This is a genomic window from Sphingomonas sp. LY29, from assembly GCF_035593985.1.
Classification (GTDB): Bacteria; Pseudomonadota; Alphaproteobacteria; order Sphingomonadales; family Sphingomonadaceae; genus Sphingomicrobium.
In genome coordinates this window covers 516,545-531,406 of record NZ_CP141587.1, presented here as the reverse complement: position 1 = coordinate 531,406, position 14,862 = coordinate 516,545, and the positions used below count along the sequence as shown (strand labels likewise).

Genomic DNA, 14,862 nt, shown 5'->3' with positions numbered 1-14,862 from the left:
TTCCCGGCGGGCCTCATTCTGGGTCTCCGCCACAGTGGGCCCTTGGCGATTTGGGTAAGCGGTATGACTTTCGCCTTAGAGCATCGCTGAGCGGAACGGCCTGACGTCCTCTGATTGTAGCTGTTACACGCAGCCTCTCCTTCAATGTATGATGCGGCATGCCTCGGATGTGGGAGCAATCAAGCCTCACTCGACATTCTCTGCGATCTCAAGTAGTTGGCGCCATGTCGCGTAACCCGTTGACCTTCCACGATTACGACGCGTCGAGCATTTTCACGACCGCCACCGATCCGACGGTCGAGGGTGCCGCTGATCTCGCTGCCTCACTGCGGACTTGGTGCCACCACGTTTGTGTTTCGCCTGCGCCAACTCTGCTAGTCTGGAGAGGTCAGAAGGGCGCAATCGCTAATAACGGTGTCCTTCGGATTTTCGGTCGGGCAATTAGGGAGGAGAGCGGAAGTCTCTCGCTTCCAACGTTACTCGAGATGGCCCCCGGCTTGAAAGAGTGCCTTTCGGCTGCTTTTGCCGGGAAGGCGGGGCAGGCCGCTTTCGTGAGGGTTTCTTTAGCCAACGTACACTGTGAACTGCAAAATATCTGCCCTTACTCCTTTGCTCCGATTTCGGACGGGCTCTCGACCGAACCCTGTGGCGTGCTTTTTGTCTTCGGTGACCAAAGCGATCAGACGGTCGCTGCTGCTCGGCTGATCCGTGAGCACAATCTTTTGCATGAAGTGTATGAGTACGCTCCGGGCTTTATCGCCTTGGCGGACGGTCCAGAGCACCGCTTCACATTCGCCAACGCCTCCTACCGCAAGCTGGTCGGAAGGGAGGACATCGTCGGAAAAACCGTGGCAGAAGTTTTGCCGGAAGTTGTTCGGCAAGGCTTCATCGACCTTCTCGACACCGTCTATCAAACCGGTGAGCCTTTTATCGGAAGAGGTCTGCCGATCGTGTTCGAGTCGAGTCCTGACGAGACACCTGACCAGCGCTACATAGACACGATCTACCATCCGGTGCGGAACGCTCGGGGTGAAATCACCGGACTGTTTGCCGAGGGTCACGACGTAACCGAACAAGTGAAGGCGCAATCCCTTGCCAGTCACTTGCAAGCGCAACTACTTCGCTTCTCCCGATCGACGGCCCTAGAGTCCTTTGGAAGTGCAGTGGCGCACGAGATCAATCAACCTCTGGCCGCGGCAGTGAATTATCTCGCTGTTGCGAGGAAGGCGATCTCACCGAAAGAACCAAAAGCTGATGTTTTGGCCGATGCCATACAGCGGGCGTCACATGCCGTCACGCGAGCAGGAGAAATTCTGCAACGGTTAAGGACACTGGATCGGACTGGGACGGCCACCGCTCGTCCAACGGAATTGCTAGCCATGATCCTTGAAGCGATCAGCCTGGTTCGGACAGCGAATCCGAATTTGGAAATCGTTACCACCGCTACAGATGAAGTAGTGGTTGTGGCCGATCGCGTCCAAATTCAGCAGGTGATCGTTAACCTTCTCAAGAATGCGCAAGAGGCCATGATATCTGCTTCTCATCCGATGATTAGCATCTCTGTGAAAACGGACGGCAAAGTGGCCATCGTTCGGGTGGAAGATCATGGCCCAGGGATCGCCGATGAAAATCTCGAGAGCCTCTTTGAGTGGTTTGTGACCACCAAACGGGACGGCACCGGCATCGGATTGCCCATTAGCAAGAGGATCATCGAAGCCCACGACGGAAGAATGTGGGCGGAGAACTGGCGCAACGGCGCGGCGTTTAGCTTCACACTGCCATTGGTTGCCAAGGGAGCGATGGAAGGTGAGTAAGGACACGATTTACGTCGTGGACGACGACGAAAAATTTGCGCACTCGCTCGTCAGCCTTTTAGCTGCCCACGAATTTCAGGTTCAGTCCTTTTCAAGTGGCGATGATTTTCTTACCGCCGTGCCGCAGCTTGGTCCGGGTGTCGTGATGCTGGATCTGAAAATGCCGAAAACGAACGGCCTGAGTGTCCTCGACCAGCTGAGGGACATGGAGTTCGAATGGCCCGTCGTCGTCATGACAGGGCATGGCGAGATACCGTTAGCAGTGAGTTGCATCCAGAAGGGAGCAACCGATTTCCTGCAAAAACCATTTCAGGAAGAGCGACTAATGGGAGTTCTGTCGGACGCCTTGCGCGTGTCGCAGAAGAAGCGGCAAGCGGATCATGCATGGCGTGAGCAACTTGATCGCTTGGAGGCCCTGACGCCGCGAGAACGACAGGTTTTGCATCACTTGGCCCGAGGACTGTCCAGCAAGCAGATTGCTTTCGATTTGAATCTCAGCGTGAGAACCGTGGAAATGCACCGCGCGAACCTGCTTCGACGGCTTGCCGTGCGTACGAGCCCGGAGGCGATAAGGGTAGCACTTGAGCACCAGATTTAGCGAAGCATAAGGCAGAGATTTGGCGTTTCGGCGCAAGCCGGTCGGTCAGCTGCGGTGAGTTTCGCTCCCGGTCTTGCAGTCTCGGATGGCATTAGAAAATGGCATTCAAGCTTTCCGATTACGGCTTGATGTACTCACTAGCCTGCCAGTTCCGGCGGGCGTGCTTCGCCATTTGCGACCTCTGACACGAAAAGTTGGATCGGACCTCGCATGTGATCCCGCAAACGATTGATTGCCAGGTCAAGATGCGCACCGATGTCAGCCGGCATATCGTTTTCGTCCAGAATAATAAGTGCCTCCGTCATGAGGCGCATTGCACCGTCAATCCCGACGCCTGTGGATACCGCTTTCTCGCTCATAGTCCCCCGCCTGAACCCAGCTGTCAGCTCATGCTTGGGCCAAATTAAGGCTGTCATTCGTATTAACTTCTAGGAAAAAAGCAATTGTGGTTCCCTCCGAACTGGACCTTTCGACCCAAATCTTGCCGCCGTGGCTTTCAACGATTGTCCGCGCGAGGGGGAGGCCAAAACCCATGCCGCCAGCCTTCGTCGTGCTCAGCGCAGAGAACGGGTCAGCTTTGGTCTTGGGGAAACCAGCACCATTATCTTGGATCTCGAATTTCAGATTATTCGCTTCGTCCCTCGAAACGGCAATTGCGATCCGCGGGACGCGGTCGGCAGGGACGGCTTCGATGGCATTCTTGATCAAGTTTAGGAGGACTTGCTTCACTTGCGCCAAATTGGCCCGAATAATCTCTGCTTCACGTTGAATTGTAACCTCTAGGCGAACGCTGCGCAGGCTCTGCGATGCTGCGAGTTGAGTCCGGACGCTTTCGAAGAGATCTACTGCAGAGGTTTCTTGAGTGTTCGCTTCGGAGCGTCCGACCATGTCTCGGGCACTGGCGATTATATGGCCAATGTATTCGATCTGGTCCTTGGCCGCCTCAAGAAATGTATTTACGCTGCTCGCCTCCCCGGCTGGCGCTGCCAAGGTACGAGTGGCCGCGCCAAGATAGTTCGCGGCCACGCCTAGGGGCTGATTGATTTCATGAGCCAGTGTTGCCGCCAGTGCGCGCATTGAATCCAGCCGAGCAAGTTCGGAGAGACGGATTTCGAGCGCTCGCATGTCTGCTTCGCGGCTGACGTCCTGGTCGGTACCGTGAACCCCAAGTACATGCCCCTCGTCGTCGACGATTGGCGCCGCAATAATTCTGCGCATGCTGCGCCGTCCATCGGGCATGGTCGCTTCCAGATCCCAGGTTGTTTCCTCCTTGGTCGCGATGACGTATTCCATGGCCGTCTTGATACGCTCGGCGCTCTCTGGCGATATATATCTGCCCACTTCTTGGAGCGAGGATACCCGCTCTGACGGCGATCGCGCATACATCTGACGCAAATTGTCGGACCAGTGGAGTTCATCCGTTGCCGGGAAATAGTCCCAATCGCCCATCGAGCCGAGACGCTGCGCTTCGTTCAGGCGCTGATTGGACAAAGTTAGCTGCCGCAGCCTTCTCTCTCGCTTGCGAATGGTGAGGAGTAAGACGGAGGAGGCACCGAGAATGGCAAGGATTGCGAGCGCCATAACGATGAGCTGAACTAGTCGTCTCTGTGCAGTCCGCTCATCTACGATCGTCTCTGGCATGCCGCTTGTCACGAAGAGCTTGTACTGAGCCAGCCTGCGGTGACTGAAATAGCGGGGTATTCCGTCCAGTACGCTGGGCCCCATGTAATTCCCGTTCGGATACCGTCTTTGCCGCTCCATTACCAAGCCAGCGACGCGCTCCCCATTGGTGAATTCGTTGCCGGTACGGCGAGCTCTTGTGATGCCATCGAGCCCAATCAGTGAGATGAGGTCCTGACTTGAGAACGCCACGTTGTCGGCAAACTGCGTGAACCGACGCGGATCGACGAACACAGCAACATACCCTGCCGGGTAGGTAGGTAGGCTTCTGACAATTGCTATTTCTGTCCTGCCGTTCGTCATGGGGAGGGGAGGTGTGACCACCAAATCTCCGCGCCCCGATCGAGCGTAATTGAGCAGACGCGAACTAGTAGGCGCGTCGACTTGCATGCCTTTCGTTGTCAGAAGCCTGTCAGTATCGAGCTTGACCACCACCGTCGTGAAGATCGGGGAGAGGGCGGCGTCGTTTGGGGTAAAAGGCAGCTGCGAGCTGCTGCCATTATGGTAACGGGTCAGGTGTTCAACGTGCCTTGTGGCGAGATCTGCCACCTCGAGGGTTCTCAGAACGTATTGCTCGAAGCTCTGAACGCGCGCCCGATTCTCCCTGACGACGTTTTCAGCTGCCTGCTCCCGTTCAAAAGCAAGCTGATGGGCGGTTAGCGCGACAATCGCACCAATCGAAACCACGGCAAAAACCGTAATAAACGCTTGCGGAGACCGGGTGAGAGACTTCCCTGCCGTCGTGGTCCAATTCTTCAGCATCGTGCAATTCCGATCTGAACGGGAAAAACCCAGACAAAGACACCGCGAAGACGCTGACCTCGGGCATACGGTAATTTTACTGTCGTATAATCGCGAGCTTACCGTCGTCGTTCGATTTGGCCAGAGGAGTATTGCTCGGAAAACTCCAGGAGGGCTGTGTGGCTAAATCCTACCAAGAGGTTTCAAGTCAGGGCGCGTTCGTAATGCCGGATTGCGTCAAGTCGTTTTCGCCTGCGCCGACCCTAGTCGGCGACGGGCGTCTCTCACAACACCTCGTGACCGCGGCTCAGAGCGAACGCAAACTGATGCTCATCATCAAGAACCGCCGGCTTCGCCAGAAACTCTTCTCCGCCGATCTGTTCGCCGACCCCGCTTGGGACATGCTGCTCGATCTTGCGCTCGCAGAATTGCGTCAGCAGCGTGTGACGGTCGCAAGTCTCTGCGCAGCCTCTGACGTACCTCAGACGACGGCCCTGCGGTGGATTAAGCATTTAACTGATACAGGCCTGATCGTACGCACCGATGACCCTCTCGATGGTCGCCGGAAATTCATGTCCCTCTCATCAGACGGCTCGACGAAAATGCGGTCGTATCTTGAGGGAATGTCTGACGTGGCGATGGCTTGAGGGCGTTATGGAGATGGCCCCGAGTTCCTCGTACTGGGTTAAACGACTGCAAGACGTGGCGGTCAAAGCTGCCACCAACCGAAATCGTCGCTTGGACGACATGTATTTAAGTCTGGCGGAGCATTACCGATTAATGGCCCGGCTGTCGGAGCCCGGCCGGATCGTGGGGCGTTCAACCAAGTCTCAGACGGGTGCAAGTATTTCAAGCCTGTGCTGTTGCGCTCAGGACCTGCCGAAGTAAGTCGGCCAAGGATCGGCAACCCAGTTTCTGCATGACCCGTGCACGGTGCATGTCGACGGTCCGGACACTGATGCCGAGCTCCTGTGCAATTGCCTTGTTCGTCTTACCCTTCGTCAGGGCTTGCGCGACGTCGTATTCCCGCGGGGTCAAGACGTCGGCTAGCTTACAAGACTTTGGACGTAGCTCTTTCCTGAAATCGTAGGTGACCTTCTCAATTACTTCCAGCAAAGCGCTGTCGCGGAATGGTTTTTGGATGAAGTCTCGTGCGCCCAGCTTGATAGCCCGGACCGCCGCGTCAATCTCGCCGTGCGCCGTGATGACGACAGTCGGGAAATTCGAAAGGTCCTTTTCGATTGCCTCAAGAACCTCGAGACCGGTCCTCCCGGGCATTCGCAAATCGAGAAGCACCAGACCAGGGGTAAGCGACGATCGTCCGTTCAAAAATTCCAAGGGATCGGTGAAGCAAGTCACCAAGAAACCATATGAGGTGAGAAGCGCGGTTAGCGATGCGCACATCTCGACGTGATCGTCGACCACGTAAATGCGTAACGGAGCAGGGTCGTTACCGCCGGCCGACTTCAACGCATAATTCCATCCTATTTGCCCTTTCGAGCGTGTGGGATTTGAATCGAGCGCCATTGTTTGAACAGGAACGACGTCTCTTGGCAATCCCGGAGGCCGCGGTCCAGCTTCGGAAGAAACCACAGCTGGCGGCATTCGGCGTCGCATGTCTTCATTAGGACTGCGGGGGGCGGAAATTCCATCGGACATTGTGAGGCGATGGACTGAGGGCGGACCCAATCAATTATCCAGGGAACGTCGACCGAAGATCGGGGGTGGGGTTCGTTTCTCATTGACTGGTGCCTCTTCGTGGGAGGAAGACACCTCCGAACTTCATATCTCAGAAGCATCAGCCGCTTCCTTTCTCCATCAAACCTTACTCCCTCTGACAGTGGCCGGCGTACCGGTCTAAAATCAGTCAGAGTTGCTCGTTCGCTTTATTCTTAGGCCGCACCAGCAGCCATCCAGAGTTAGAGTGCGCTACCCTCGGGCAATGGGCGTGAAATGATTTCCATCACGCGCAACGCGAAGGCGATTGCTTATCAGGAGCGGCGCAACGGCGTCGAACGCGCCGGACGACCGTCATGAGCCTTGTGGGCCCCGGGAGCTGCACGCAAGGGTGCAACTTGCAGCGGACTATTTGTCGCGTTGCTCGCAATACGAGAAGACTGCGGTGGGTTAGCGAGCGTCGATCTCACGTTCAGAGACGGCGACTACTGGATTGTAGGGGTATGTGATGGTTTGCACGGGTCGAACCGCAAGCAAGGCCTAACTCGTTGAGCGATTTGCTGAAGAGCCACGATAAGATTGTCAGCGAGAGAAACTCGGTCGCGCTGCTACCAGCACTCAAAAAATAAGGCCCACCATGAAGGCGGACCCCATTCTTTTTGAAAATAAAGATCAGATCAGTCGGGGCTGCTCGAACCACTGGCCGCGAGGGCGACTGCGAGGCCGAGAGAGACAGCGACGGCGGCGCCAACAACAACAGCCGTGTTGAGGCCTCTGGCCGACTTAGACCCAGCAGGCTTCACGCCAGCGTTCACACCTGCAGTTGTGCCGGTCTGAGCGGGAACGGCCGCGCTTGGCGCAGGTGCTTGCGCTGTCGAATCTGCGGGACGAACCGGCTGCGCCGCATTGGCAACCGAGGCAACACTCAAAAGGGCCACCGCGGCTGCGGTCGCTGCTACTCGGCGAACAATACTCACAACAATTCTCCTGAACCTGATTCGGACTGGCTTTCGCACAGCAGTCATAAGCAGACAATAGTGAACACGGTGGAAAAGCAAACTAAGTCTTTGTCTGGACCGATGATTCCAGTCGTCAAAGGCTAAAACGTGGCGATATTGCAACGCGTTCTTGGCGAAGGCGGCAACTCCGCCTTCGAGGAGACGTTCCTGCCAAGATCGCTTCTGGACTGGCGGAGCGGATTATGATGGTGGGGACGGATGGCAGCTTCCAGTATGAAAACCATCGCTTTTCCGCTTACCGCTTTCTTCTTTGGGCTTGCGCTAGCGATCGGCGGCGCGGGGACGCGTTACCCTTTACTGGAAATGGCAGTCGAAGCGGCCGCCATCGTCGTCATCTTCTATTTTCTGGCGGTTAGGCACGGGCGAGTGATGAGCCGTGAGGCGACACTACTCGTCGCCGTCGTCGGACTGATTGTTCTTGCGCCATTGCTTCAACTGGTGCCGTTGCCTCCGTCCATCTGGCACGAATTGCCCGGCCGTGAGCGCTCAGTTGAGGTGCTCGGACTGATAGACCGAGCGGACGCATGGATGCCACTGAGTTTAGATCCGGAGGCGACAAAACGATCGGCGCTCGCACTGCTCCCCGGGATCGCGATGATCGTCGCCGTAATTCACCTGTCTCACGCGGAGCGACTGAAGCTGGCGTACGCCCTAGTCGTTTTCGCCATCTTGGGGGCAACTGCGGGCGCGCTGCAAATTGCCAGCGGGGGCGAAACCTCGCTCAATCCGTTTGACACCGGTCACCGTGACCATGGCGTCGGCCTGTTCACCAACCGAAATCATCAAGCTGATTTCCTGCTGATTGCTATGGCGTTGACCGCGGCGCTGGGGCGCATCGCGTGGGCGAAGAGGTCGAGCCCATCCGCGAGGATGATTGCAGTCGGCACGATCGGACTGTTTGTCGCTGGTACGCTGGCAACATCGTCGAGAATGGGAAATGCATTGCTTCTACTAGTCCTCCCTGCGGCGTTGGTCTTGCTGTTCCCTGTTCGCCTGCGCTGGAAGTCGCTTGGTATCGTGGTTGCAAGTATATCGGTACTTCTGGTCTTCGCGCTGAACAACTCTGTCGCGCAAGCCGTGATCGCGCGCTTTGCTACCGACGACCCCAGATTCGACTATTGGCAGGACACGCTTGTTGCGATCCGCGATTTCTCTCCATTCGGGTCGGGCTTCGGTACCTTCGTCCCTATCCACCAGTCGGTCGAAACTTTGTCGACCGTGAGCAGCGCCTACGTCAATCACGCGCACAATGATTATCTTGAGCTCCTCTTGGAGGGCGGCGCGTTCGCCGTCTTGCCGCTGGCTGCGTTCGTTTTTTTCCTCGGCCTCGCCGTTCGGCGATTACTTCGCGGGTCTTGGGACCCGGCGGAGAGCGTCTTGGCTGGCGCGGCTCTCATCGGGATCGCGTTGATCCTGCTCCACTCCGTCGTCGACTATCCACTGCGCATGTTGTCGCTTGTGGCGGTGTTCGGGTTTCTGTGCGCCTTGATGACCCGTGCGCCGGGCAGGGTCGGAAAGAGGGGTGGCGCCAATTCCGAGCAGCGCCAGAAAGTGAACCGCGCCAAACGAGGGGTGACGCTGGGGTTCGGCTTCCTCGTGCCTGTCGCATTGCTCGCGCAGGTCTTCGTTATTGGCCTGGCTGACAATGCCGTGAAAAACGGCGGCCTAGCGGGGGTCCGGCCGATGTCGCCTTGGTCGCCGAGCGCGGCGGGCCTGGCTGCGGTCGAGAGCCTTCGCGCCGGCAATCCAGATGAGGCAGGGACTCTTGCAACCGATGCACTGGCCGAGGCGCCGCTCGACGTCCGCTCATTGTCCACGCTTGCGTTGGTGTACGAACAGCAGGGACGCTCTGCCGAAGCGGCCACTCTCATGGGCGTGGCTGCAAGGGGAGGGTGGCGCGATCCAGTTACCCAACTGTGGGTGATGAATCGCGCGCTGGAGATCAGCGACTTCGATGTCGCTGCGCAACGTGCCGACGCTCTTCTGCGCCGCGACCTGTTTCGCGAACAGCTTTTTCCGCTCCTGAGAAGCATCAGCACTACTGCAGTCGCGGCGCAGGCGATCGCGACGCGACTATCGGATAACCCGAAATGGCGCGGTAGTTTCATGACCACGCTCGCGGATCTGACTCCGGCGCAACTTGCAGCCCATGAACAGATATTGATTTCGCTCGGAAGGTCCGAGGCTCCGCCGACCGAAGCTGAGGCGGCTGCTCATGTCGGATCGCTGGTGAAGAGCGGCGAGTATCGGCGGGCTTTCGATAGCTGGAGGCGCTTTGCGGGTGCACAAAGTCCAAATAGAAGTAATGTCACCGCAGGCGATTTCAAAGGCCTTGAGAATGGTGACCTGAAGGCAGGAGCCATTCCGTTTAAATGGTCTTCGGGAGGGATCCTGGATGCGTCGGCAAAGCTGGGAACGCCGCCAACCTCTCCGTCAGGCTTAGCGATCCAGGCTCGCGCCAGGAGCGGCGCCACCGGCGCCGTGCTTAAACAAGCAATCGTACTTGATCCCGGCACCTACCGACTGACATTCCGCGCCCAGACCGATAGTGCCGCGGCGCTTGACGGCTTTGAATGGTCAGTGACGTGCCGGGAAGGGAAGGCTGTGCCGGCGGGCGCGGCCACCCGTTCGCCAGAAGAAAACGGGTGGATCACCGTCGAACGTATTTTGCACATTTCTGGGGCATGCCCGTCACAAGAGCTTCGCCTAAGCGCGTCGGGTGTCACTCCCGGTTCGATCGACGCCTGGTACGACGACATCGCGATTACGAAGATCGCGATACCCAAATAACCACAGGCTTACTTTCGAACTCGTCTAAGGGGTCGACTAAACACTTGCAGGTTCAATGCTTTTCCGGCAAAGCGCGCCGTCGAAAAGTTCGCGGCCTCGCTGCTGCCGAGCGATCGAATTAAGAATTTTTCAGGTGAATCTTTCTGCGTGTTGGTCCAGTTGACGCGTCGAGCGTCAACCGTGCTTCTCACCTGCAATTGTAAACTCGATTAGTGAGTCAGTTTATGTATCGATCGCGTTTGTGCCTTCTGCTCTTGGTCTTTTCGCTAAGCGCGTGCGCGGGGAAGAACGTCGGACCGGGACTAGCGCGCGGCGATGCGGCTTATCAGTCGATCGTCGCAGCGCCGGTCGATCAGTCGGTACGCGACTATCGTATCGGGCCGCTCGACACGATCGATGTGGCGGTGTTCCAAGAGCCCGAGCTCACTCTCAAGGCGGTGCAGATCGATGCTGCAGGTAATCTTGCCTTTCCATTGATAGGCACCGTCCCGGCATCGGGCAGGACCGCGGCCGAACTGTCGGAAGAAATCGCACGCCGGCTTGGGGAGCGGTACCTTGTGGATCCGCAGGTCACTGTTGTTGTGGCAGGTTCGGTGTCGCAGAAAGTCGTCGTCCAGGGGCAGGTGACCGAGCCTGGGGTGTATGAGATCAAAGGCCCGACGACCTTGCTTGAAGCGCTGTCGATGGCGAAAGGCGAAACCCGAACCGCCGCGCTCAAGGAAGTCGTGGTGTTTCGCATCGTAAACGGGCAGCGGATGGGCGGCGTTTTCGATGTCGCGAGCATCCGCCGCGGCGAGGCTGGCGATCCGGCACTATTGGGCAATGATGTTGTCGTCGTCGGTTATTCCAACACCAAGGGTCTGTGGCGTGACGTGCTGGCAGCAGCGCCGTTGCTCAACGTTTTTCGCCCGCTCGCGCCCTAACCCCCGCCAAAAACGAAATCTGGGAAAAGCATCATGAATGATCTTGCCATTGCGCCAGCCGGCCGCAGCGAGCGTGTTGCTGCGGTTGCGCCGAACGATGGGTACATCGACGATTATTACGATGATGTTCCGGATGACGTGCAAGCCATTGATCCTCGTGCACTTTGGGCGGCACTGTATCGCAACCGGTGGTTGATCGGGGCGGTCGTCCTGCTCGCGCTGCTGGCGGGCGTGGCCAGCATCCTCCTGACCTCGCCGACATATCGCGCCACCGCGAGCGTCCAAATCGACCAGCAGTCTGTGAAAGTTCTCGGCACGGAAGATCTCGAGCCGAATGTCTCGTCGCAGGATGCTGAGCGGTTTCTCCAAACCCAGGTGGACATCCTTAAGAGCCGCGCGCTTGCGATTACCGTCGCCGAACGCCTGGACTTGTTCGGCAATGAGCGTTTCTTGACCGAAATGGGGGCCAAGCCGTCTAAGGCCGACGCAACCGAAGCCGCGAAACGCGAACAGGTGCTATCGATCCTGCGCGAGAATCTTGAAGTCAATTTGCCGCGCAATTCACGTGTTGTAACGATCGCGTTTACCAGCGAAACGCCCGTGCTAGCCGCGAAGGTTGCCAACGGCTTTTCCGAAGATTTCATTTCGTCGAACCTGCAGCGGAAATTCGACACCACTTCTTACTCGCGCGAATTTTTGCAGAAACAGCTCGCGGCAACTAAGGCGCGGCTAGAGCAGTCGGAACGGGCGCTGATCGGCTATGCCCGCGGGGCGCAGCTGATCGACACGCGCGCGGGGAGCGCCGGTGCGACCGAGCAGCAAGGACCTCAGTCGCTGACGACCTCGAACCTAGTTCAGCTCAACCAGTCCTATTCGCAGGCGCGTTCGGCACGAATCCAGGCGCAGCAGCGCTGGGCCCAGGCACAGGCGACGCCGCTCATGAGCCTGCCCGAGGTGCTCGCAAACGACACCATCCAGAAGCTGACCCAGAGCCGCGCCGAACTCGAAGCGAAGTACGAGGAAGAGCGCCAGCGACGTAAGCCCGAGCATCCGGCTGTCGAGCAGGCTGCCGCGAACATCCGCGAACTCGACCGACAGATATCCACGCAGGCGAACAGCATCCGCAACTCGATCCGTGACCAATATTTGGTAGCACAACGGCAGGAAAGTGCGCTGCAGGGTAACGTCGGCCAGCTCAAGAGCGAGACTCTCGCGGAGCAGGATCGCAGCATCCGCTACAACATCCTGAAGCGTGAGGTGGATACCAATCGCGAACTCTACAATGGGCTCCTGCAGCGCTTCAAGGAGATCAGCGCGCAGGCTGGGGTGACCAATAACAATATCTCGGTAATCGACCGGGCCGACGCGCCGCTAAAGCCATTCGCGCCTAGGCCCGCGCTCAATCTGGCGCTTGCCGGCCTCGCCGGACTGGCGCTTGCGTTGATGTTAGTCTTCGTGCGGGAGAAGTTCGACGACGCCATCCGAGCTCCTGGCGAAGTCGAGCAGAAGCTCGGCCTGCCGCTGCTCGGCGCCGTGCCCTTGCTCAAGGGCGGGACGCTGGCCGATGCGCTTGACGACCGCCAGTCCCCGATTTCAGAAGCCTATCAGTCCGTAAAGACCGCGGTGGAATTGTCATCGGCGGTCGGAGTGCCGGCCACATTGCTGTTTACGAGCAGCCGCCCGTCGGAAGGCAAGTCGACGACCTCGCTGACTTTGGCAAAAGAATTTGCGCGCGCCGGCAAGCGCGTTGTCCTAATCGACGCCGACATGCGTAAGCCCACTCTTCACCGCACGGTGGGCAAGCCCAACAAGATCGGACTGTCAAACGTGCTGGCGCACCAAGCTAAGGTTAGCGACGCGATTCAGGCGATCGAGACGCCGCGCATGGACATCATTTCTAGCGGACCGTTTCCCCCAAGCCCGGCGGAACTTCTTGGCAGTGACATGCTCGGCAACTTGCTTGCGATATTGGGCGAAGAATACGACATCGTGCTGATCGACGGCCCCCCCGTTCTCGGCCTTGCCGACGCCCCTCGGCTGGCGGCGACGGTCGCCGGCACGATATTCGTGGTCGAAGCCAACGGCGCCCACCGTGGCCACGCTAAGTCCGCCCTGAAGCGACTCCAAACAACTGGCGCGCGGGTGATCGGCGCGGTGCTCACGAAGTTCGATGCCAAGCTTGCGGGTTATAGTACGGCGTACGATTATTACGGCTTCAAGTACGGCGAAGTGATCACAGACCGAGCTTAGGTATTTCAGAGATGAAGCTGAAATCTCTTACAACCGCGGCTATGCGTCGAGGTTCTCCGATTCAGGATCGTCGCCTTTCTTCGTTCTTGGGATTGAACCTGGTGGTCGGATTATTCATTTTCTAATCGGTCGAGGCCGTTAGTCGATGTCCGAACTGAGCAACTACACGGTATAATTTAGGGCGAAACATGGCCAATGTTTTAATTCTGTCCAAATATTATCATCCCTTTCGAGGTGGTATTGAGGATAACGTAACTGCAGTTGCTACGACAATGGCGACGTGTCACAAAGTTACCGTTCTGTCCTTTCATCATGAGAGAGGAAAGCCCACCGAATCTGAATTGATTGAAGGTGTGTCGGTTCGGCGAGCGAGAACGCCTTTCGTTGTCAAATCTCAGCCGCTGAGTTTGCGTTATGTGTGGGAAGTTCTTTGGACTCGTGCCGATTTGATTTACTTTCACAGTCCCAACGTCTTGGGAAGTGCGGCGTTGGCTGTAAGAGCCTTGTTCGATCGTCGAACCCAACTAGTGACCATGCATCATATGGACATTTACGGCAGGAAGATGCTGCGGTGGATTGCCCGCCACCTGATTGACCGCATTCTGCAGAGATCAAGCCGGCTCATTGTAACTTCATTCAAGAATGCCGATGTGTCGAATGATATCCGAGTGCCGGTGCCGACGGTGGCGATTCCGCTGGGGATTAGGCCTGAGCTGTTCGTATTGACGAGATCGGACCGCGACGCCGCTGCCGACTGGCGACGCGAACTGTGCGGGGATGCGTCGGTTGTCCTGTTTCTGGGTCGGCTCGCGCGTTACAAGGGGTTGGAAGTTCTAGTCCGCGCGATGGCTGCGTTGCCCGAGGCTGTCCTCCTTGTCGCCGGGCAAGGTCCATTGCGAGATTCCATCGAGAAGCAGGTTACCGAACTCGGACTTGGATCGCGCGTGAGGTTTCTTGGCCCTGTCAATCATCGCGATAAGCTGCGGCTTCTCGCTCTGGCCGATGTTTTTGCCTTCCCCTCCACCGAGATTACGGAAGCCTTTGGCATGTCCCAAGTGGAGGCGATGCTAATTGGGGTCCCCGTTGTGGCCTCCGATCTTCCGACAGGTGTTACGGATGTTGCGATTCATCGGCAGACCGCCTTACTGGTTCCGCCCGGCGACAGCCAGGCGCTGGCGATAGCTATGAGGCAAATCCTGACCGATAAACCTCTGGGACGAGAACTTGCCGAGCGAGCTCGGCGACATGTTTTGGCGAACTTTACTATCGACTGCATGGCTTCGCGCAATTTGTCTCTAGTCGATGACGTTTTGTCTCAGCGGTCGCCCTGAATGTAGGTTTATGCCGAGGCGTGAAGACGAAACCGAGGA

At 57.6% G+C, this 14,862-nt stretch carries 10 protein-coding genes; 7 read left to right on the top strand and 3 right to left on the bottom strand.

Annotated features, from left to right (window positions below):
- The first annotated feature begins 485 nt into the window (after window positions 1-485).
- Both SH584_RS02625 and SH584_RS02620 read left to right on the top strand, forming a co-directional pair.
- Window positions 486-1,814: a sensor histidine kinase gene (locus tag SH584_RS02625; protein WP_324808327.1), complete on the top strand. Its 1,329-nt coding sequence runs from the start codon at window positions 486-488 to the stop codon at window positions 1,812-1,814.
- 16 nt (window positions 1,815-1,830) lie between these two features.
- Window positions 1,831-2,412 (top strand): response regulator transcription factor, encoded by a 582-nt coding sequence (locus SH584_RS02620; RefSeq protein WP_324808325.1) that lies wholly within the window; start codon window positions 1,831-1,833, stop codon window positions 2,410-2,412.
- 137 nt (window positions 2,413-2,549) lie between these two features.
- On the opposite strand, the gene SH584_RS02615 is transcribed toward SH584_RS02620, so the two are convergent.
- Window positions 2,550-2,771, bottom strand: a complete 222-nt coding sequence (locus SH584_RS02615) for a hypothetical protein (RefSeq protein WP_324808324.1) — start codon at window positions 2,769-2,771, stop codon at window positions 2,550-2,552.
- Between the two features lie 28 nt (window positions 2,772-2,799).
- Window positions 2,800-4,854, bottom strand: a complete 2,055-nt coding sequence (locus SH584_RS02610) for a sensor histidine kinase (RefSeq protein ID WP_324808322.1) — start codon at window positions 4,852-4,854, stop codon at window positions 2,800-2,802.
- A gap of 158 nt (window positions 4,855-5,012) precedes the next feature.
- Here SH584_RS02610 and SH584_RS02605 point away from each other — a divergent pair, with 158 nt between their 5' ends.
- The gene (locus tag SH584_RS02605; RefSeq protein WP_324808320.1) at window positions 5,013-5,480 is read left to right on the top strand and encodes a winged helix DNA-binding protein; all 468 of its coding nucleotides are present in this window, start codon (window positions 5,013-5,015) and stop codon (window positions 5,478-5,480) included.
- Window positions 5,481-5,682: 202 nt separating this feature from the next.
- On the opposite strand, the gene SH584_RS02600 is transcribed toward SH584_RS02605, so the two are convergent.
- Window positions 5,683-6,360 carry a response regulator transcription factor gene (locus tag SH584_RS02600; RefSeq protein ID WP_324808318.1) on the bottom strand — a complete coding sequence of 226 codons (678 nt, stop codon included), beginning with the start codon at window positions 6,358-6,360 and terminating at the stop codon, window positions 5,683-5,685.
- A 1,382-nt stretch (window positions 6,361-7,742) separates the two neighbouring features.
- Between SH584_RS02600 and SH584_RS02595 the strand changes: the two genes are divergently transcribed.
- The 4 genes from SH584_RS02595 to SH584_RS02580 all read left to right on the top strand — a co-directional run bounded on the left by SH584_RS02595 (window position 7,743) and on the right by SH584_RS02580 (window position 14,823).
- Window positions 7,743-10,319, top strand: a complete 2,577-nt coding sequence (locus SH584_RS02595; protein WP_324808316.1) for an O-antigen ligase family protein — start codon at window positions 7,743-7,745, stop codon at window positions 10,317-10,319.
- A 224-nt stretch (window positions 10,320-10,543) separates the two neighbouring features.
- Window positions 10,544-11,242, top strand: a complete 699-nt coding sequence (locus tag SH584_RS02590; protein ID WP_324808314.1) for a polysaccharide biosynthesis/export family protein — start codon at window positions 10,544-10,546, stop codon at window positions 11,240-11,242.
- 33 nt (window positions 11,243-11,275) lie between these two features.
- Window positions 11,276-13,492: a GumC family protein gene (locus SH584_RS02585; protein WP_324808312.1), complete on the top strand. Its 2,217-nt coding sequence runs from the start codon at window positions 11,276-11,278 to the stop codon at window positions 13,490-13,492.
- Between the two features lie 188 nt (window positions 13,493-13,680).
- Window positions 13,681-14,823: a glycosyltransferase gene (locus SH584_RS02580; RefSeq protein WP_324808310.1), complete on the top strand. Its 1,143-nt coding sequence runs from the start codon at window positions 13,681-13,683 to the stop codon at window positions 14,821-14,823.
- Window positions 14,824-14,862: the final 39 nt, after the last annotated feature.

Coding starts and splice junctions, on each gene's coding strand:
- SH584_RS02600 (WP_324808318.1), bottom strand. CDS start 6,360: ATGGCGCTCGATTCAAATCCCACACGCTCGAAAGGGCAAATAGGATGG.
- SH584_RS02585 (WP_324808312.1), top strand. CDS start 11,276: ATGAATGATCTTGCCATTGCGCCAGCCGGCCGCAGCGAGCGTGTTGCT.
- SH584_RS02610 (WP_324808322.1), bottom strand. CDS start 4,854: ATGCTGAAGAATTGGACCACGACGGCAGGGAAGTCTCTCACCCGGTCT.
- SH584_RS02595 (WP_324808316.1), top strand. CDS start 7,743: ATGAAAACCATCGCTTTTCCGCTTACCGCTTTCTTCTTTGGGCTTGCG.
- SH584_RS02625 (WP_324808327.1), top strand. CDS start 486: ATGGCCCCCGGCTTGAAAGAGTGCCTTTCGGCTGCTTTTGCCGGGAAG.
- SH584_RS02590 (WP_324808314.1), top strand. CDS start 10,544: ATGTATCGATCGCGTTTGTGCCTTCTGCTCTTGGTCTTTTCGCTAAGC.
- SH584_RS02615 (WP_324808324.1), bottom strand. CDS start 2,771: ATGAGCGAGAAAGCGGTATCCACAGGCGTCGGGATTGACGGTGCAATG.
- SH584_RS02580 (WP_324808310.1), top strand. CDS start 13,681: ATGGCCAATGTTTTAATTCTGTCCAAATATTATCATCCCTTTCGAGGT.